We start from the raw sequence: 18,314 nt of genomic DNA, 5'->3' as shown, positions 1-18,314 counted from the left end.
GGAGACGGCCGACGCGAGCAGCGCCGCGGACGTCCGCCGCCGGCGGCGGCCCCGGAGGGCCGTCGTGCGGGCAGCCGGTACGGGAACGGCCGGTACGGGAACGGCTTGACTGACGGGGGCCGGACGGGCGGGGGCCGGGCCGTGCGTGGCGGGACGTTCGGAGGCCGGTTCGGGGGCGGTCGGGCCGTGGGGAGTGCGCAGCATGGGCCCACGGCTATCAGCGCGCGCGTGCGCGGTTACGGCGGCGCGCTCCCGGCCCACCCGATCGGGTGGGCCGATGGCCGAGGGAGTGCCCGACGATGCCTCCGGCCGGGTGGCGTCCCCGCACGCCTCGCTGTCAGGTGCTCCGGGTCTGCGGCTTGGCCCGGCTCACGTCGTACACACCCGCCACCTTGCGCATCGCGCGCATGAGGACGGGCAGGTGGGCGGCGTCCGGCAGCTGCACGGTGTACGTGTGCCGCACCTGCTGATGGGTCGGGGGTTCGACGGTCGCGGAGACGATCTCGGCGCCTTCGACGGCCATGGCCTCGGTGAGATCGGCAAGCAGATGGGGACGGACGAACGATTCGGCGACCAGGGTGACCCGGCACTCGGTGCCCTCCCCCCAGCGCACGCCCACCTCCGCACGCCCCGCGCTTTTCATGCGCGCCACGACGGCGCACTCGACCCGGTGCACGGCGACCGCTCCCCCGCGCACGGCGAATCCGGTCACCTCGTCGGGCGGTACGGGCGTACAGCAGCCGGCGAGCCGTACCGTCGCACCGGGCCGGTCGGCCAGGACCTGGGCGCCGCCGGAGGAGCCGGGCACCGCTCCGAAAGCCGGTGCGGCGGCGGGCTCGCCCACGGCGGGACGCGTGGCCGCCTGGGCTTGCTCGGCCCCGGCCCGGCCCCCCTCGGGCGGATCGGCGGGATCGACGGGGTGCACGGGGTGCGCGGTCAGCCACCGCTGAATGGCGATCCGGGCGGCCGGGGTACGGGCGTGCTCCAGCCACTCCCTGGAAGGCTCGGAGGCGGGGTCCTGGCCCATCAGGAGCTGGACGGTGTCCCCGTCCTTCAGCACGGTGCGCAGTGTCGCCAGGCGGCCGTTGACGCGGGCGCCGATGCACGCGTGCGCGTCCTCGCCGTACTGCGCGTAGGCAGCGTCCACACAGGTCGCCCCGTCGGGCAGACCGATCGTGCCGCCGTCCGGGCGGAACACGGTGATCTCGCGGTCCTGGGCGAGGTCCTCGCGCAGCGTGGACCAGAAGGTGTCGGGATCGGGCGCGCCGCGCTGCCACTCCAGGAGCCGGGAGAGCCAGCCGGGCCGGGTCGGGTCGACGCGTTCGCCGTCGCTCGTCGACTGCTCCTCCCCGGGGACGGCATAGGGGTTGCCGAGGGCCACGACACCGGCCTCGGCGACCTTGTGCATCAGGTGCGTACGGATGAGGACTTCGACGACTTGGCCGTCGTCGCGCGCGACGGCGGTGTGCAGCGACTGGTACAGGTTGAACTTGGGTACCGCGATGAAGTCCTTGAACTCCGAGACGACGGGTGTCATGCAGGTGTGCAGCTCGCCCAGGACGCCGTAGCAGTCGGCGTCCTCGTTCACCAGCACCAGCAGCCGGCCGAAGTCGACGCCGCGCAGCCGGCCGCGTTTGCGGGACACGCGGTGCACGGAGACGAAGTGACGGGGGCGGATGAGGACCTCGGCGGTGAGGTCCGCCTCGCGCAGCACCTTGCGCACCTCGTCGGCGACCTCGGCGAGAGGGTCGTCCGCGCGGGAGGCGTTGCGGAGGATCAGCTCGCGCGTGTGCTTGTTCTCTTCGGGATGCAGGATCGCGAAGACCAGGTCCTCGAGTTCCGTCTTGAGCGCCTGGACGCCGAGCCGTTCGGCGAGCGGGATGAGGACGTCCCGGGTCACCTTGGCGATGCGTTCCTGCTTCTCGGGGCGCATCACCCCGAGGGTGCGCATGTTGTGCAGCCGGTCGGCGAGTTTGATCGACATCACGCGGACGTCGTTGCCGGTGGCGACCAGCATCTTGCGGAAGGTCTCGGGCTCGGCCGCGGCACCGTAGTCGACCTTCTCGAGCTTGGTGACGCCGTCGACGAGGTAGCACACCTCCTCACCGAACTGCTCACGGACCTGATCGAGCGTCACATCCGTGTCCTCGACGGTGTCGTGGAGCAAGGAAGCCGTCAAGGTCGTGGTCTCGGCGCCGAGTTCGGCGAGGATGAGGGTCACGGCGAGCGGATGGGTGATGTACGGCTCGCCGCTCTTGCGCATCTGTCCCCGGTGCGAGGACTCGGCCAGGAGATAGGCGCGGCGCAGGGGGTCGAGGTCGGCGTCGGGATGGTGGGCGCGGTGGGCGTCGACCACATGGCCGATGGCGTCGGGGAGCCGGTCGCGGGAGGCGGGGCCGAGGAACGCGGCGCGGCCCAGCCGACGCAGGTCGAGCCGGGAGCGTGCCTTCCTCCGTGTCCCCGTGGGCGTGACATGACCTGATGTCGCAGATCCCGTTGTCACGGGACCTGGGGTCGCAGGTTTCGCGGCCTCCGCGTTCATGGGCACCTCCGGCGGCGTTGACCGGCGGACGCATGCCCAGGGCGGACTCGGGCTCAGGAGACGGTGCTCGTCCCCGTCCGGGCCGGTGCTTGATGCTACCGAGCCCAGCGCGTGCGACCGACCGCCTCCCTCCGAGCGTGAAACGGATCACTCCTTCGAGCGAAGACCGTCACAGCGGCGATTTCACGCCATGGAATCAGAGGCGTGCCATGCTCTCGAAGCCGAACCCGGCCCCGCACCCCGTGGATGCGGCCGGCCGACGCGTGCTGCTCTTGGATACCAAGCCGGTACCGGGCTCAGCGGGGCAGGTTCTCCAGCCACTCACTCTCGATCACGCCCTCGGCGACGATCACCGCGGGCCCGGTCATCTCGATCTCCCCGTCGGGCCGTTCGGTGATCACCAGAGTGCCGCCGGGCACGTCCACCGTGTACGTCACCGGGATTCCGGTGACCCGCGGGTCGACGCCGTCCCGGCGGGCCGCGGCCACGGCGACCGCGCAGGCGCCCGTGCCGCACGAGCGGGTCTCACCGGCCCCCCGCTCGTGGACGCGCAGCGCCACGTGCCGCGGGCCGCGGTCGGCCACGAACTCCACGTTGACGCCGTCCGGATAGACCGAGGCGGGGCTGAACGGGGGTGCGGTGAACAGGTCGCCGGCGTGGTCGAGGTCGTCCACGAAGGCCACGGCGTGCGGGTTGCCCATGTTCACGTTCCGTGCGGGCCAGCTGCGTCCGCCGACGCTCACGGTGACGCCGTCGCCGGGCAGCAGCGCCCGGCCCATGCCGACGGTGATGTCACCCGCGGCAGAGCCGCTGTCGGACGCGGTCTTGGCGATGTGCACCGCCTTCACGCCGCCGCGCGTGGCGATCGCGATGTCTCCCTCGGCCACGTGCCCCGCACGCTGGAGGTAGCGCGCGAACACACGCGCTCCGTTGCCGCACATCTCGGCGACGGAACCGTCGCCGTTGCGGTAGTCCATGAACCACTCGGCCTCGGCCGCCAGGTGCCGCGCCTCGGGGTGCGCGGCGGACCGCACCACGTGCAGCAGCCCGTCGCCGCCGATGCCCGCGCGGCGGTCGCAGAGGGCTGCGACGGAGGCGGGGGGCAGGTCGATGGCGTTCTCGGGGTCCGGAACGATCACGAAGTCGTTCTCGGTGCCGTGCCCCTTGAGGAAGGCGATCCGCGTGCTCATGCCTCGATCGTACGGGGCGTCCACGACACCGCCTCCCGGCCCTCGCAGCGCACGGGGCCGGCGAGGGAGGAGGCGGGCGTCAGCGGAGGCGGGCGACCCGCCAGACCGCCAGGGCCACCACCACGGCGACCAGCACGGCGTAGGCGATCACGACTCGCCAGTCGGGTCTGCGACCGGAGCTCCGGGCCGGCAGACCGGGCCAGGTGTAACCCACCCTGCGGGCGGCCATCATGCCCCAGCCGGCCGCACAGGAGCAGATCAGCAGGCCCAGCATGGCGATCACGGCGCCACTGTCGCCGAAGTCGAAGGCGAGCGGGAACGCGAACATCAGGGAGCCGACCGCGGCCAGACCGACGATGGGGGCGAGCTGCCAGATGCGCAGCCGTCGCTGCGGGCGCAGCTCGACCTCGACCTCGTCGCCGCCCGCGAACATCTCGTCCGGCTCGGGGCCGTCGTCGGTCACTCCGCCCTCTGTCTCGTCCGGCCCGTCGGGGCTGAGACGGTCAGGGTCCTGCTCCGGTACACCCCGCTCGGTGGTGAGGTGCTCGGTGCCGTGTGCGGTGTCGCGAGGGCCGGCCTCCATCGCCACGCGCCCTCCCAACTTGGACTCCACTTGGTCGATCGAAGCTCGATGATGGCACGGCGTCAGAGGCCCGGATGACGGCCTGGGCGTCCCGATGCCATGACGTGATCAGGCTGTAACCGGTCGTTCGACCAACGACAGCGCGAGCTGCGGAAGTTCCGTCAGGTCCGCCGCGGCCCCACTCAACCAATGCACCCGCGGGTCGCGCCTGAACCATGAATCCTGACGGCGCGCGAAGCGCTTGGTGGCACGGACGGTCTCGGACCGCGCCTCCTCCAGGGTGCACTCTCCGGCGAACGCGGAGAGCACCTGCTGGTAGCCGAGCGCGCGCGAGGCCGTACGCCCCTCGCGCAACCCTTGCGCCTCCAGTGCGCGCACTTCGTCCACGAGACCCGCCTCCCACATCCGGTCGACCCGGTCGGCGATCCGCGCGTCCAGCTCGGGGCGGGCGACGTCGACACCGATCTGGAGGGTGTCGTAGACCGAGTCGTGGCCGGGGAGGTTGGCGGTGAAGGGCAGGCCGGTGATCTCGATCACTTCGAGCGCCCGGACGATACGGCGGCCGTTGCTCGGCAGGATGGCCCGCGCGGCCTCGGGGTCGGCGGCGGCGAGGCGGGCGTGCAGCGCGCCGGGGCCGCGCAGGGTGAGCTCGTCCTCCAGGCGCGACCGTACGTCGGGGTCGGTGCCCGGGAACTCGAGATGGTCGACGGCCCCGCGGACGTAGAGGCCGGAGCCCCCGACGAGGACGGGCCAGCGCCCGGCGGCGAGCAGGGTGTCGATCCGCTCCCGGGCGAGGCGCTGGTACTCGGCGACGGACGCGGTGACGGTCACGTCCCAGATGTCCAGGAGGTGGTGCGGGACGTCCCCGCGCTCCTCGGGCGTCAGCTTGGCGGTTCCGATGTCCATCCCCCGGTAGAGCTGCATGGAGTCGGCGTTGACGACTTCACCGCCGAGCTCTCGGGCCAGGAAAACGCCCAGATCGGACTTTCCGGCTGCGGTGGGGCCGACGACGGCGATGACCCGGGGGGTGGGGAGTGCGCTGCTCACCGGTCCAGTCTCGCAAACCCCGCAGCCGGCCCTCCATCGAGTGGCGTGACGCGGCGGGCGGAGGGCTGCGCCCGGGGTCGGGTTCCGGCCACGAAAGGGCTGCGCGGTAGGGCGGGACCGCGTCCGCACGAGTACCGTATGGAGTGGATATGGGCGTTTTCACACATGGGCGCACACGAACCGCACCGCGAGGGAAGGTGGACCATGGGTCTCCTGGACAACATGAAGGCCAAACTGGGGCCTGCCAAGGACAAGGTCTCGGACCTCGCGCAGCAGCACGGGGGCAAGATCCAGCACGGGCTGGACAAGGCCGCGAAGACCGCCGACGAGCGGACCAAGGGCAAGTACAGCGACAGGATCCAGAAGAGCACCGGCAAGGCCAAGCACGCCATGGACCGGCTCGCCCACAAGAACGAACCCGGTCCGGACGCGGGCGGCACCACTCCCCCGGCGGAGCCGCCGCCCACGCACTGAGCACCGGGCACCGGGCACCGGGCACCGGGCACCGGATCGGCATAAGGCCGGGAACGCGCATCGCGCAGGGCGTTCCCGGCCTTCGTCTGTTCCCGGCCTTCATCCGTTCCGCGCCGTCCGACGTGCCGGGCGGGCGTCGCGCGGAGCCGGCGGCTCCTACGACCAGGTGGCCACCAGGTAGCCCACCCCGTACGGAGCGTCCTCGTACAGCAGCGTGCCCCGCAGAGCGCTCCCCCCGGCTTCGGCCGCCCCCGCCAGGACCTGCCAGGGTGCCCGGCCGGTCGCCTTGAGGTCGCGCGCCAGGCCGTCGTCCAGCGCCAGCAGGGCCGCCGTGTCGGCCGCTTCCAGCGCCCGCGCCGCCTCCGCGTCGAAGGGCGCCGCCCGCTCGTCGAGATAGCCCGGCGCCTTGAGCGTGCGGCAGGCGCTGCCGTCGCCCATCACCAGCAGCGCGACCCGCTCCGCCCTGCCGGCGAGGTCCCGTCCCTGTCCGGCGCACCGCTCGGCCGCGAGGGACTCCCCCACGCCGACCCCTTCGACGGGCGCGTCCGCCCACCCCGTCCGCTCCAGCAGCCAGGCGCCCACCGCGAGCGCACCGGGCAGTGCCCGGCCGGTCGCCGTGTCCCGGTCCGCTCCGAGCCGTACGTCGAGACCGACGCCGAAGCCGTGGAAGGACCCCGTGCTGCCCTCCGGGTAGCGCTCGGGCCCCACGTCGCCGGCCGTCGGGCCGACGACCACCAGAAGGTCGGGCCGGGCGGCGGCGAGCACGCCGACCGCGGCCGTGCACGCGGCCCGCGCGGCGTCCAGCTCGGGTGCGGCGCCCGCGGCCACCTCGGGCACGAGGAGGGGCGGGCACGGGCAGACTGCGGCGGCGACAAGCATGATCAGCAGCCTACTGCGGCGGCCCGGGACGGCATCCACGTCTCACCGGTCGTCCGTGCTCCAGACGCGCTCCGCGAGGCGGTACCGCAGGCGGTGGGTGCCCGGCCCGCCCTTGATCTCCACGAAGTACGTGTCGTCATCGACGCGGTACACCTCGCGACGCTGTTGCAGCAGCCCTCCGGCGAACCGGTGCGTGCACGCCGTCTCGTACAGCCTGCGGCGCGCCTCTTCACGCGCGCCTTCGAAACGTGCGATCGGCCGGAGTATGGCCTCCCGCTGCTCCGCAACGAGCCCATGAGCCGTGTGTCCGCCCCCGTCGCGGCCCGGTCAGTCGATGGCGCAGCCCCCGGTGACCGCCGGCAGCGGCTCGGGCACGCCCACCGTGGGCAGGCCGAGCATGACACCCGCCGGGGCCGCCGGGCCGGCGGCGTTCCGCTTCTCCCAGGCGTCGCCCGCGCGGGTGCGGCGCACGTCCAGGGTGGGGCCCTCGGCAAGGAGGTGGTGGGGGGCCGCGTAGGTGATCCCTACGGTGACGACGTCGCCGGGACGGACCTCCTGCTCCGGCTTGGTGAAGTGCACCAGGCGGCTGTCCGGGGCACGGCCGGAGAGACGGTGGGTGGTGCCGTCCTTGCGGCCCTCGCCCTCGGCCACCATCAGCTCCAGGGTGCGGCCGACCTGCTTCTTGTTCTCCTCCCAGGAGATCTCCTCCTGGAGGGCGACGAGCCGTTCGTAGCGCTCCTGGACGACCTTCTTGGGGATCTGGCCGTCCATCTCGGCGGCCGGGGTTCCCGGACGCTTGGAGTACTGGAAGGTGAAGGCCTGGGCGAAGCGGGCCTCGCGCACCACGTGCAGGGTCTGCTCGAAGTCCTCCTCAGTCTCGCCCGGGAAGCCCACGATGATGTCGGTGCTGATCGCCGCGTGCGGGATGGCGGCGCGGACCTTCTCGATGATGCCGAGGTAGCGCTCCTGCCGGTACGAGCGGCGCATCGCCTTGAGGACCGTGTCCGAGCCGGACTGGAGCGGCATGTGGAGCTGCGGCATCACGTTGGGCGTCTCGGCCATGGCGGCGATGACGTCGTCGGTGAAGTCGCGCGGGTGGGGGGAGGTGAAGCGGACGCGCTCCAGGCCCTCGATGCTCCCGCAGGCCCGCAGCAGCTTGCTGAACGCCTCCCGGTCACCGATGTCGGAGCCGTACGCGTTGACGTTCTGGCCGAGCAGGGTGATCTCCGAGACGCCCTCGGCGACCAGTGCCTCGATCTCGGCGAGGACGTCCCCGGGGCGCCGGTCCTTCTCCTTGCCGCGCAGCGCGGGGACGATGCAGAAGGTGCAGGTGTTGTTGCAGCCGACGGAGATGGACACCCAGGCCGCGTAGGCGCTCTCGCGGCGGGTCGGCAGCGTGGACGGGAAGGCCTCCAGCGACTCGGCGATCTCGACCTGGGCCTCCTCCTGGACGCGGGCGCGCTCCAGGAGGACCGGCAGCTTGCCGATGTTGTGCGTGCCGAAGACGACGTCCACCCAGGGGGCCCGCTTCACGATGGTGTCGCGGTCCTTCTGCGCGAGGCAGCCGCCGACCGCGATCTGCATGCCGGGGCGCTGCGCCTTCCTGGGGGCGAGGTGGCCGAGGTTGCCGTAGAGCTTGTTGTCGGCGTTCTCGCGCACGGCGCAGGTGTTGAAGACGACGACGTCGGCGTCGCCGTCGGCGCCCTCGGGAGCACGGACGTAGCCCGCGTCCTCCAGCAGCCCGGACAATCGCTCGGAGTCGTGGACGTTCATCTGGCACCCGTAGGTGCGTACTTCATAGGTGCGCGTGCCGCCCACTGCCTGGCTCCGGTCGATGCTGCTCATGCCCTACAGGGTAGGCGGTCGCCACGACACCCCCGGGACTCCGTCCGGGATCGGGCCCGGGCCCGCGCCGAGGGCTCCGCTCGAGCTCTCGGCCAGGGCCCCGGTCAGGCGTCCCGGGGCTCCGCACCCGGCGTCCACCCCTGCCGGCGCAGCACCCGGGACACGTCCGGTGCCTCGTAGTGGTCCCCCTTGAGAACCTTGCCGTCGAAGCGGCGGGCGATCTCGCCGCCGGGGCCGCGCTTGCTCATGTTGGCGCGGTGGATCTCGGAGATCACCGCGTCGAGGTCGATGCCGTGGACGAGCGCCGTGCCGTAGGCGACGTAGACGACGTCGGCGAGTTCGTGCGCGAGCCGGTCGAGGGGGCCGTGCACCGCCACCTCCGCGACCTCGGCGGCCTCCTCGGCGAGCAGGTCGCCTCGGTGGGCGGCGAGCTCCGGCGAGACCTCGGTCGGTGTCTCGCGCGCGTCCAGCCCGAAGGCACGGTGGAACTCACGGACCAGGTCGGCGGGCGAAGAACTCATGCCGTGACGGTAACGGCCGCCTCCCGAGACCCTCCCGGCCTGGTCAGAGGGGCGCACGGGCTGGCAGGATCGCGCCCATGTCCATCGCGCCGTTCCGTATCGGCAGGCGCCGGGCCCTGCGGGGCGCGGTCGCCGGCCTCGTGGCGCTCGGGCTGCTGCTGTGGTGGCTGGCGCCCTGGAGCGAGGATCCGCCGCGTGGGACGGTCACCCTGAGCACGGGCACACGTGCGGGGGTCTACCAGAAATACGGGGAGCTTCTGCGCACGTCGCTGGGTAAGGACATGCCCGACCTCGAAGTGCGACTGCTGACGAGCGACGGTTCGCAGGAGAACGTGCGGCGCGTGGCGACCGGGCAGGCGGACTTCGCGATCGCCGCCGCCGACGCGGTGCAGACGTACAGGCTGAGCGGTGCGAGGGGTGCCGCCGGGTTGCGCGGGGTCGCCCGTCTCTACGACGACTACGTGCAGCTCGTGGTCCCTCCCGGGTCCGGCATCCGCTCCGTCGCCGATCTGCGGGGCAAGAGGGTCGCCATAGGGCCGCCCAAGTCGGGTGTCCGGCTCATCGCCAACCGGGTGCTCAAGGCGGCCGGCATCGACCCGGAGAAGGACATCAGGCCCTTTGCGGACGGCATCGACACCGGCCCCGGGCGGCTCGGGCGGGGGCTGGACGCGTTCTTCTGGTCGGGCGGGCTGCCCACCGACGGCCTGCGCACCCTGTCCGAGGACGCCGGCCTCCGGTTCGTGCCGATCCCGGCCGACCTGGTCGCCCGGCTGCACGAGCAGGATGGAGCCACGCGCTACTACCGTGCCACCAACATGCCGGAGTCGGCCTACCCCGGCAGCCAGCACGGTTCGACCGTCCCGACGATGGCTGTGTCCAATCTGCTGATCACACGAGCGGACACGGACCCCCGGCTCACCGAGTGGCTGACCCGGATCGTGCTCAAGAGCCGGGACCGCATCGGGGCGCACGTCCACTCCGCCCAGCTCGTCGACGTACGCACCGCGATCTACACCGATCCGCTCGGGCTGCACGACGGCGCGCGCCGGTACTACCGGTCCGTCAAGCCCTGAACCGTCACCTCGCCCGTGGGCGCGCTCCTGGGCACCGTCACCGTCACCGTCAGCCCGTGCGGCTCGTGCCGGTCGTACGCGATCGAGCCGCCGCCCGCCGTGAGCAGGGCGCGGGAGATGGACAGGCCGAGGCCGGAGCCCTTGACATTCTGGTGCCGTGAGCTGCGCCAGAAGCGGTCGCCGACGCGGGCCAGCTCCTCGTCGGTCAGGCCGGGGCCGTTGTCGGTGACGACGACGGTGGAGGTGTCACCGTTGGAGGCGACGGCCACCTCGACGGTCCGGTGCTCGGGCGTGAACTTCACGGCGTTGTCGATGACCGCGTCCAGCGCGCTGGACAGGGCGACCGGGTCGGCCCATGCCGTGGTCGGCGGGCAGTCCCCGGTCAGCAGGACGCCCTTGGCCTGGGCGGTGGGCGACCACGCCGCCACGCGTTCGGCGGTCAGGGCGCCGATGTCGGTGATCTGGAGCTGGGCCTCGCTGTGCTCGGCCAGCGCCAGGTCGAGCAGGTCGTCCAGGACCTGCGCCAGACGCCTGCCCTCGGCCTGGACGGAGGCGATCTCCTCGTTGCCCTCGGGCAGCTCCAGAGCGAGCAGTTCGATGCGCAGGAGCAGTGCCGAGAGCGGGTTGCGCAACTGGTGCGAGGCATCGGCGACGAAGGCGCGTTGCTGCTCCAGCACGCTCTCGACGTTGTCCGCCATCTCGTTGAACGACCGGGCGAGCCTGCGCAGTTCCGGCGGTCCGCCGGCCGCCGCGACCCTGGACTTCAGCCGCCCGGTGGCGATGTCGTGGGTGGTGGCGTCCAGGACCCGTACGGGCTTGAGCACCCAGCCAGCCAGCCGCAGGGCCGCGCCGACGGCCAGCAGCATCGCGGCCGCCTCGCCCGCCGCGATGAGCAGCCAGCCCCGCAGGATGCGGGACCGCATCTGCCCGGTGGGCGAGTCGGTGACGACGACGGCGACGACGTCACCGTCCCGGATGACCGGGGAGGCCACCACGAGACTGCGCCGTTCCCAGGGCCACACCTGCTCCGGGTCGTGGCTGCGCCGGCTGAGCAGTGCCTCCTGGAAGGCGTCGCGCACCTCACCGGTCCCCGGCAGGAACCAGTCGTCCGGCGCGTGCGCCATCGGGGCGTCGTTGCGGCGGAAGACGCCGGCCCGGATGCCGTACACCTCGTAGTAGCTGTGGAGTTCGCTGTTGAGGGTCTCCCGGCGCTCGTTGACGTCTCCGGCGGCGGGGCCGACGGGTTCGGTGACGAACTGGGCGAGAGCCGCGAAGCGTGCCGTGTCGTCGATCCGGTCGACGATGACCTGCTGCTGCTGAGCACCCGCCAGGCTGACCGCGAGCGGAACGCCGAGGGCGAGCAGGACAGCCGCCATCAGGACGATGAGCAGCGGCAGCAGACGTGTGTGCACTCGGTCGGACCCGCCCTAGACCGCGGGCTCGACGAGCCGGTAACCGACTCCGCGCACGGTCTCGATGAGGGCCGGCATGCGCAGCTTGGCGCGCAGGGAGGCGACGTGCACCTCAAGGGTGCGCCCGGTCCCCTCCCAGCTGGTGCGCCACACCTCGCTGATGATCTGCTCGCGGCGGAAGACGACCCCGGGGCGCTGGGCGAGCAGGGCCAGCAGATCGAACTCCTTGCGGGTCAGCGGGACGACCGCACCGTTCACGCTGACCTGCCGGGTCGGCAGGTCGATGCGCACGGAGCCGATCCGCAGCTCGGCCTCGCCGCTGCTCGGGGTGTCCTCCTGGACGGTGCGCCGGCTGACGGCATGGATCCGGGCGAGCAGTTCGCCCGTGTCGTAGGGCTTGACCACGTAGTCGTCGGCGCCGAGGTTGAGGCCGTGGATGCGGGAGCGCACGTCGGCGCGGGCGGTGACCATGATCACCGGGGTGCCGGTGCGCTTGCGGATCTTGCCGCACACCTCGTAGCCGTCCTGGTCGGGCAGGCCCAGGTCAAGGAGGACGACCCCGAAGCGGTCGGCCTCGGGGACGAGCGCCTGGAGAGCCTCCTCGCCGTTGCGCGCGTGGGTGACGTCGAAACCGTGCCGCGCCAGGACGGCCGACAGGGCGGCGGCGACGTGGTTGTCGTCTTCGACGAGAAGCAGTCTCATCCGGTCCCCCTTCGGTTCATCGGCCGTACGATCCGAGTGTGTAGAAAAGCGTGGAGAAAAAGGTGTTCACGCGCATGTGCACCTTGCAGTGACGCCGATGAACGAGGACGGCGTCAAGAGGGTTCCGGTTGCTCTTCGGTACCGTTACCCGGCCGAAATGAGCCCTGCTCACAAGTGCTACGACACGTGTCCGATTGCTATCGGATCGTGATGCTCAGATTCCCCTCAGATCTGATGACGCAGGTCTGAAGGGTTACTACTGTCCTCCCAAACCGAGGAGGACGGAGCCAGATAGCGATGACCGAAGTATCGGTGGCCAAGGAAGATGTGGCCGCGACCGGCGATCTGGTCGTCCTGAAGAGCGTCAACAAGCATTTCGGCGCGTTGCACGTACTCCAGGACATCGACCTGACGATCGCCCGCGGCGAAGTCGTCGTCGTCATCGGGCCCTCCGGGTCCGGGAAGTCCACCCTGTGCCGCACCATCAACCGTCTGGAGACGATCGACGACGGGTCGATCACGATCGACGGAAAGCCCCTGCCGCACGAGGGCAAGGAGCTCGCCCGGCTGCGGGCCGACGTGGGGATGGTCTTCCAGTCCTTCAACCTCTTCGCGCACAAGACCGTGCTCGAGAACGTGACGCTGGGCCAGGTCAAGGTCCGCAAGAAGGACAAGAAGGCCGCCGAGGAGCGGGCCCGTGCCCTGCTCGACCGGGTCGGTGTGGGCGCGCAGGCCGACAAGTACCCCGCGCAGCTCTCCGGCGGCCAGCAGCAGCGTGTCGCCATCGCGCGGGCCCTGGCGATGGAGCCCAAGGTCATGCTCTTCGACGAGCCCACGTCGGCGCTCGACCCGGAGATGATCAACGAGGTCCTGGAGGTCATGCAGCAGCTCGCCCGCGACGGCATGACCATGATCGTCGTGACCCACGAGATGGGCTTCGCCCGTTCTGCCGCCAACCGCGTGGTGTTCATGGCGGACGGCCGCATCGTCGAAGAGGCGACGCCGGACCAGTTCTTCAGCAACCCGCGCAGCGACCGCGCCAAGGACTTCCTGTCGAAGATCCTTCACCACTGACGTCGTCCTGCGCCCGGCGCTCGGACGACGTGCGTCACCAGATGGCCGGGGCCGCATCACCTCACCCGTAACACGGGCCGCATCACCTCACCAGTCAAAAGGATGTGCACCATGAAGCTCCGCAAGGTCACCGCCGCCTCGGCCGCCGTGCTCGCCCTCGCCCTGACCGCCACCGCCTGCGGCGGCGACGACAGCGGCGACAACGCTTCGTCCTCCGGCTCCGGGGGCGGCGACAAGATCAAGATCGGCATCAAGTACGACCAGCCCGGTCTCGGCCTGAAGACGCCGGACGGCTCCTTCACCGGCTTCGACGTGGACGTCGCGACCTACGTCGCCAAGGAGCTCGGCTACAAGCCCGACCAGATCGAGTGGATCGAGACCAAGAGCGCCGACCGCGAGAACGCCCTCGCGCGCGGTGACGTGAAGTTCATCGCGGCGACCTACTCCATCAACGACGAGCGCGCCCAGAAGGTCGACTTCGCCGGCCCGTACCTGCTGGCCCACCAGGACCTGCTGGTGAAGGCGGACTCGGACATCTCCGACGCCACGGACCTGAACGACAAGAAGCTCTGTTCCGTGGCCGGGTCGACCTCGGCTCAGAACGTCAAGAAGGACTTCGCTCCGAAGGCCCAGCTCAGGGAGCTCGGCACCTACTCGGAATGCGTCGCCGCGCTGCAGAGCGGCGCCGTGGACGCGCTGACCACCGACGACTCGATCCTCGCCGGCTACGCCTCGCAGGACCAGTACAAGGGCAAGTTCAAGCTCGCCGGTCTGAAGCTGAGCAACGAGAACTACGGCATCGGTGTCAAGAAGGGCGACACCGAAACCGTGAACAAGATCAACGACGCGCTGGAGAAGATGGTCGGCGACAAGGCCTGGGAAAAGGCAGTCGAGGCGAACTTCGGCCCGGCCGAGTACAAGAACGAGCCGGCCCCGAAGATCGGCGACCTCGTCAAGTAAGCCCAGGGCCGTCCGTAACGCGGGGTCCTCAAGGCGTGCCGCCGTCCGTCGCGATCAGGACGGCGGCGCGCCGCGTCCGCCACGTACGCCACACACCCGGAAGCGCGGGAGATCGTGTTCGACTTCATTTCTGACTACAACGATCCAACCTTGTTGGGTGCCTTCTGGATGACGGTGAAGCTCACCGTGTTCTCGGGCATCGCCTCCCTGGTCGGGGGCACTCTGCTGGCGGCGATGCGAGTCAGCCCCGTCCCCCTGCTGCGAGGGTTCGGCACTGCTTATGTGAACATCGTCCGGAACATCCCCCTGACGGTCATCATCGTCTTCACCTCGCTCGGCCTCGCCGACATCTTCGGCATGACCATGGGCGCGCCCGACGACTTCGCGCTCCAGGGCTTCCGCCTCGCGGTGCTCGGTCTGTCCGCCTACACCGCGGCCTTTGTCTGCGAGGCCCTGCGCTCCGGCATCAACACCGTGCCCGTCGGACAGGCCGAGGCGGCCCGCGCCATCGGTCTGAGCTTCTCCCAGGTGCTCGGGCTGATCGTGCTGCCGCAGGCGTTCCGCGCGGTCATCGGACCGCTCGCGAACGTGCTGATCGCGCTGACCAAGAACACGACGGTGGCGGCCGCGATCGGTGTGGCGGAGGCCGCTCTGCTGATGAAGGAAATGATCGAGAACGAGGCACAGACGCTGCTCATCGGCGCGGTCTTCGCCTTCGGATTCGTGGTACTGACCCTGCCCACCGGCCTGTTCCTCGGCTGGCTGAGCAAGCGACTGGCGGTGAAGCGGTGACCTCCGTTCTGTACGACGCCCCCGGCCCCCGGGCCAAGCGGCGCAATGTCATCTTCTCGGTCGTGTCCGTCGTCGTCCTGGCCCTCCTCCTGTGGTGGGTCTACCTGACGATGGACGACAAGGGCCAGCTGGAGTGGGCCCTGTGGAAGCCGTTCACCGAGCCCGAAGCCTGGACGACGTATCTGCTGCCCGGCCTCGTCGACACCCTCAAGGCCGCGGGACTGGCCATGGTCATGGCGCTGCCGCTGGGGGCGGTCCTCGGCATCGCCCGAATGTCCGACCACCGGTGGGTGCGGGCTTCGGCCGGCACGGTGGTGGAGTTCTTCCGGGCCATCCCGGTGCTGCTGCTGATGCTGTTCGCCAACGAGTTCTTCGCCCGCTCCACGGACGTCAGCACCTCGGACCGGCCCATGTACGCGGTCATCACCGGTCTGGTGCTCTACAACGCGTCGGTCCTCGCCGAGGTCGTCCGGGCCGGCATCCTGGCCCTGCCCAAGGGGCAGACGGAGGCGGCCCAGGCGATCGGCCTGCGCAAGGGACAGACGATGTCCACCATCCTGCTGCCGCAGGCCGTCACCGTGATGCTCCCGGCGATCGTGACCCAGCTGGTCGTCATCGTGAAGGACACCGCGCTGGGCGGCGTGATGCTCGGCTTCACCGAGCTGCTGAACGCGCGTGGCACGCTCGCGGCCAACTACGCCAACGTCGTCCAGAGCTTCATCGTCGTGGCGATCATCTTCATCGCCCTGAACTTCCTCATCACCTCCTTCGCCTCCTGGCTCGAGGCGCGGCTGCGCCGCAGCAAGCGCAGCACGGGCGCGGTGCTCGGCCCCGACGACATCGACGACCTCAACGCGGCCGAGGTCGGGGGCACCTACGGAACCGGCGCGGGCGGCACCATCTGACGCACGCCCCGCTGTGCGCCTGCCGTACTGCATGACTGTGGCCCGCCGTTACCCGGCGGGCCACAGTCATGCCGGGGGCCGGCCCGCACCATGGGTGCGAACGAACGGTGCGAACCGGACTGATGTGATGAGCAGTCAAGTGGTGTGACGAGTCCCGCCCCACTTCATGATCGCCACCGGCCTTCGGTCACTTGACGCAAGCACCGGCAATAGGTTGCATACGTTCTGTGATCGTGCACCCTGCTCCCTCTTCCTGTTACTCCCCGTCCCTTCGGACGTCACTTCGAGCAGGGGGCGTCGCGCCGTGGACCCCGTGATCATCGTCGGAGCGGGGCCCGTCGGGCTCACGCTCGCCCTGGCTCTGGCGCGTCAGGAAGTGCCGTGCGTGGTCCTCGACGAGGGGCCGGGCAAGGACGAACCGCGTCCCGCGCGCTCCGTCGTACTCCGCGAGGACACCACGGAACTCGTGAAACGGCTGACCGGGATGCCGCTCGCCGCCGCCGGTTCGCCCTGGGCCGGATGGCGGTCGATGCGGCGCAAGCAGGTGACGCATGAGATCGACTTCGACGACACCGAACCCGGCCCCGTGCACATCGCCCAGCACGTCCTGACCGGCGCCCTGCGCGCGGCTCTCGTCGGCGAACCGCTCGTCGAGGTCGTCACGGACAGCCGTCTGGACTCCCTCGAGCAGGAACCCTCCGGCGTCACCGCCCACACCCGCGGGCCCGACGGCACCTGGTGGCGCGGCAGCTATCTGGTCGGCTGCGACGGCCCCCGTTCCACCGTGCGCAAGCTCCAGGACATCCGCTTCCCCGGCCGCACGGCGGTGGAACGTCACGCCGTGGCCGCGTTGCGTACGGAGCTGCCCTGGCCCGGAGAAGCGTTGCTGCACCGGATGCCGCCGTGGCGCACCTTGGGCCCCTTCGCCGGGGAGATCAGCGCGCGCCCGCTGCCGGACGACGTGTGGCGGCTGGACTGGCTGATGCCGCCGGGCAAGGAACTGGTCACTCCCGAGCTGCTCCTCGACAGGGTCCGGGAGACCCTGGCCGGCTGGGCCGAGGGCCCGACACCGCCGTACGAACTGCTCGACACCGGCGTGCACACCGTCCACCACCGGCTCGCCCGGCGCTGGCGGGCCGGCCGTGTCTTCCTCGCCGGGGATGCCGCGCATCTGCTCGGCGCCCTGGGCACGCACGGGCTGGACGAGGGGCTCCGCGACGTCGACAACCTGGCCTGGAAGCTGGCCCTGGCCTGGCACCACGGTCCGCACGAAGCGCTGCTCGACAGTTACCAGACGGAGCGACGGGCGATCGTCGCCGCCCGGCTGCGCGCCGCCGACCAGGCGTTGCCGCTGGTACGGGGTGGTGGAGGCCTGCGTTCCTACGTCCCGGGCGCCGCCCGCGGTCATGACGCGTTCCTGGTGGAGGGGCATCTGGGGCAGGGGACGCTGGGCGCGCCGGGCGTGCATACCGACTCACCCCTCACGCCCCCGCCTCTCGAGGGCGAGGTCCCGGTGGACACGCCGGTCGGGGCACCGGTCACCGACGTACGGGTCACGGCGGAGGACGGCACCTTCGTCCGGCTGCGGGGCCGGCTCGGCCGGGGGGCACTGCTGGTGGTGCTGATCGCGCCGGGCACCGGGGTGTGGGAGCGCAGGCACTGGATGTCCGCCGGGATCATGCCCCGGCTCGCGTCGGCGGTGGCGGCGCTGCCGCACCCGGCCGAGCTTCTGGTCGCGGAGAGCTATCCGGGGGCGGCGGCCCACACCGTGTTGCTGGTACGCCCCGACGGGCACCTGATCACGGCCCTGGGCGGGGTCCGTCCGGCGTCCCTGTACACGGCGGCCGAGACGGCGCTCGGCGGACCGGCTTCGGCGGGGGCGGGGGCCACCGGGACGGATGTCGGGGTGGAAGCAGGAGCGGGAGTGGGGGCCGAAGCCAACGCCGGTACCGGCGCCGGGTCGCGCTGAGGCCGTCGCCCCGAAGCGTCGGGGCGACGCGTCGTCTCGGCGTCGCATCGTCATCCTGTCGACTCGTCGCCATCGCCGTGTCCGTGACCGTCCGCGGCCGTCCGTATGCTGACGGCGAGTTGATCCGCGCGTGACGTCGTGGTGTACTCCGGTCCGTGACCGACACCTGTGTGCGCCTGTGGCGGAGGGTCCATATGGACCTCCTCCGCTATGCGGGCTGTGTGTGTCGCCCGTCCTTCTGAACTCGCGTTCTCCCTCCCCGCGCACCGCGCGCCGCTTCCCTGCCGCTGCTGCCGTGCGCGTTCCGCGAATCCTTCTTCAGGACGGTGCCACGTGTCTGCTTCCC

17 protein-coding genes and 1 pseudogene are annotated in these 18,314 nt (G+C 71.1%); 8 read left to right on the top strand and 10 right to left on the bottom strand.

All coding sequences use genetic code 11. The annotated features are described in order from the left end of the window. The 5 genes and pseudogenes from AOK11_RS44145 to miaA all read right to left on the bottom strand — a co-directional run. Nucleotides 1-204, bottom strand: a pseudogene (locus AOK11_RS44145) (ATP-binding protein); the annotation flags it as partial. Nucleotides 205-337: 133 nt separating this feature from the next. Then, a complete protein-coding gene (locus tag AOK11_RS31755; RefSeq protein ID WP_055597147.1) occupies nt 338-2,542 on the bottom strand; it encodes a RelA/SpoT family protein in 2,205 nt (734 codons plus the stop codon). Between the two features lie 296 nt (nt 2,543-2,838). Continuing rightward, nucleotides 2,839-3,732, bottom strand: coding sequence for a diaminopimelate epimerase (gene dapF, locus AOK11_RS31750; RefSeq protein WP_055597146.1), 894 nt, complete (start codon nt 3,730-3,732; stop codon nt 2,839-2,841). Between the two features lie 79 nt (nt 3,733-3,811). Beyond that, nucleotides 3,812-4,315 (bottom strand): hypothetical protein, encoded by a 504-nt coding sequence (locus AOK11_RS31745; protein WP_055597145.1) that lies wholly within the window; start codon nt 4,313-4,315, stop codon nt 3,812-3,814. A 108-nt stretch (nt 4,316-4,423) separates the two neighbouring features. Further along, on the bottom strand, nt 4,424-5,362 hold the full coding sequence (gene miaA / locus AOK11_RS31740; RefSeq protein WP_055597144.1) for a tRNA (adenosine(37)-N6)-dimethylallyltransferase MiaA: 939 nt from the start codon (nt 5,360-5,362) through the stop codon (nt 4,424-4,426). A gap of 204 nt (nt 5,363-5,566) precedes the next feature. Between miaA and AOK11_RS31735 the strand changes: the two genes are divergently transcribed. After that, nucleotides 5,567-5,836, top strand: coding sequence for an antitoxin (locus AOK11_RS31735; protein WP_055597143.1), 270 nt, complete (start codon nt 5,567-5,569; stop codon nt 5,834-5,836). A 156-nt stretch (nt 5,837-5,992) separates the two neighbouring features. Here AOK11_RS31735 and AOK11_RS31730 read toward each other — a convergent pair whose 3' ends face one another. The 3 genes from AOK11_RS31730 to AOK11_RS31715 all read right to left on the bottom strand — a co-directional run bounded on the left by AOK11_RS31730 (nt 5,993) and on the right by AOK11_RS31715 (nt 9,081). Then, complete coding sequence (locus AOK11_RS31730; RefSeq protein WP_055597148.1) at nt 5,993-6,715, bottom strand: class III extradiol ring-cleavage dioxygenase family protein; 723 nt, start codon at nt 6,713-6,715, stop codon at nt 5,993-5,995. Nucleotides 6,716-7,042: 327 nt separating this feature from the next. Then, a complete protein-coding gene (gene miaB / locus AOK11_RS31720) occupies nt 7,043-8,560 on the bottom strand; it encodes a tRNA (N6-isopentenyl adenosine(37)-C2)-methylthiotransferase MiaB (protein WP_055597141.1) in 1,518 nt (505 codons plus the stop codon). A 104-nt stretch (nt 8,561-8,664) separates the two neighbouring features. Further along, nucleotides 8,665-9,081 (bottom strand): pyrophosphohydrolase domain-containing protein, encoded by a 417-nt coding sequence (locus tag AOK11_RS31715; protein WP_055597140.1) that lies wholly within the window; start codon nt 9,079-9,081, stop codon nt 8,665-8,667. A gap of 77 nt (nt 9,082-9,158) precedes the next feature. Here AOK11_RS31715 and AOK11_RS31710 point away from each other — a divergent pair, with 77 nt between their 5' ends. Continuing rightward, on the top strand, nt 9,159-10,154 hold the full coding sequence (locus AOK11_RS31710) for a TAXI family TRAP transporter solute-binding subunit (protein ID WP_055597139.1): 996 nt from the start codon (nt 9,159-9,161) through the stop codon (nt 10,152-10,154). On the opposite strand, the gene AOK11_RS31705 is transcribed toward AOK11_RS31710, so the two are convergent. Together AOK11_RS31705 and AOK11_RS31700 are read right to left on the bottom strand one after the other, a co-directional pair. Beyond that, a complete protein-coding gene (locus AOK11_RS31705; RefSeq protein ID WP_055597138.1) occupies nt 10,133-11,566 on the bottom strand; it encodes a sensor histidine kinase in 1,434 nt (477 codons plus the stop codon). The genes AOK11_RS31710 and AOK11_RS31705 overlap by 22 nt on opposite strands. 15 nt (nt 11,567-11,581) lie before the next feature. Next, on the bottom strand, nt 11,582-12,268 hold the full coding sequence (locus AOK11_RS31700) for a response regulator transcription factor (RefSeq protein ID WP_055597137.1): 687 nt from the start codon (nt 12,266-12,268) through the stop codon (nt 11,582-11,584). Nucleotides 12,269-12,565: 297 nt separating this feature from the next. Between AOK11_RS31700 and AOK11_RS31695 the strand changes: the two genes are divergently transcribed. The 6 genes from AOK11_RS31695 to AOK11_RS46910 all read left to right on the top strand — a co-directional run bounded on the left by AOK11_RS31695 (nt 12,566) and on the right by AOK11_RS46910 (nt 18,210). Further along, the gene (locus tag AOK11_RS31695; RefSeq protein WP_055570938.1) at nt 12,566-13,342 is read left to right on the top strand and encodes an amino acid ABC transporter ATP-binding protein; all 777 of its coding nucleotides are present in this window, start codon (nt 12,566-12,568) and stop codon (nt 13,340-13,342) included. Nucleotides 13,343-13,453: 111 nt separating this feature from the next. Continuing rightward, entirely contained in the window at nt 13,454-14,302 is an 849-nt protein-coding gene (locus AOK11_RS31690; RefSeq protein ID WP_079035216.1) for a glutamate ABC transporter substrate-binding protein, read from the top strand. A gap of 114 nt (nt 14,303-14,416) precedes the next feature. Then, nucleotides 14,417-15,094, top strand: a complete 678-nt coding sequence (locus AOK11_RS31685; protein ID WP_055597135.1) for an amino acid ABC transporter permease — start codon at nt 14,417-14,419, stop codon at nt 15,092-15,094. Further along, nucleotides 15,091-15,999 carry an amino acid ABC transporter permease gene (locus AOK11_RS31680; protein WP_055597134.1) on the top strand — a complete coding sequence of 303 codons (909 nt, stop codon included), beginning with the start codon at nt 15,091-15,093 and terminating at the stop codon, nt 15,997-15,999. The genes AOK11_RS31685 and AOK11_RS31680 overlap by 4 nt, the downstream gene beginning before the upstream one ends. A 304-nt stretch (nt 16,000-16,303) precedes the next feature. Next, on the top strand, nt 16,304-17,968 hold the full coding sequence (locus AOK11_RS31675) for an FAD-dependent monooxygenase (protein ID WP_079035215.1): 1,665 nt from the start codon (nt 16,304-16,306) through the stop codon (nt 17,966-17,968). Nucleotides 17,969-18,123: 155 nt separating this feature from the next. Next, the gene (locus tag AOK11_RS46910) at nt 18,124-18,210 is read left to right on the top strand and encodes a putative leader peptide (RefSeq protein ID WP_350850951.1); all 87 of its coding nucleotides are present in this window, start codon (nt 18,124-18,126) and stop codon (nt 18,208-18,210) included. Nucleotides 18,211-18,314: the final 104 nt, after the last annotated feature.

It is taken from the genome of Streptomyces hirsutus (assembly GCF_001418415.1).
Taxonomy (GTDB): Bacteria; Actinomycetota; Actinomycetes; order Streptomycetales; family Streptomycetaceae; genus Streptomyces; species Streptomyces hirsutus.
Note: the sequence above shows the minus strand (reverse complement) of the source record. Positions and strands in the feature narration are given on the sequence as shown.

Bases quoted from the DNA above. Each gene is read 5' to 3' on its own strand.
- AOK11_RS31755 (WP_055597147.1), bottom strand. From the start codon at position 2,542: ATGAACGCGGAGGCCGCGAAACCTGCGACCCCAGGTCCCGTGACAACG.
- dapF (WP_055597146.1), bottom strand. From the start codon at position 3,732: ATGAGCACGCGGATCGCCTTCCTCAAGGGGCACGGCACCGAGAACGAC.
- AOK11_RS31745 (WP_055597145.1), bottom strand. From the start codon at position 4,315: ATGGAGGCCGGCCCTCGCGACACCGCACACGGCACCGAGCACCTCACC.
- AOK11_RS31735 (WP_055597143.1), top strand. From the start codon at position 5,567: ATGGGTCTCCTGGACAACATGAAGGCCAAACTGGGGCCTGCCAAGGAC.
- AOK11_RS31730 (WP_055597148.1), bottom strand. From the start codon at position 6,715: ATGCTTGTCGCCGCCGCAGTCTGCCCGTGCCCGCCCCTCCTCGTGCCC.
- miaB (WP_055597141.1), bottom strand. From the start codon at position 8,560: ATGAGCAGCATCGACCGGAGCCAGGCAGTGGGCGGCACGCGCACCTAT.
- AOK11_RS31715 (WP_055597140.1), bottom strand. From the start codon at position 9,081: ATGAGTTCTTCGCCCGCCGACCTGGTCCGTGAGTTCCACCGTGCCTTC.
- AOK11_RS31710 (WP_055597139.1), top strand. From the start codon at position 9,159: ATGTCCATCGCGCCGTTCCGTATCGGCAGGCGCCGGGCCCTGCGGGGC.
- AOK11_RS31700 (WP_055597137.1), bottom strand. From the start codon at position 12,268: ATGAGACTGCTTCTCGTCGAAGACGACAACCACGTCGCCGCCGCCCTG.
- AOK11_RS31695 (WP_055570938.1), top strand. From the start codon at position 12,566: ATGACCGAAGTATCGGTGGCCAAGGAAGATGTGGCCGCGACCGGCGAT.
- AOK11_RS31690 (WP_079035216.1), top strand. From the start codon at position 13,454: ATGAAGCTCCGCAAGGTCACCGCCGCCTCGGCCGCCGTGCTCGCCCTC.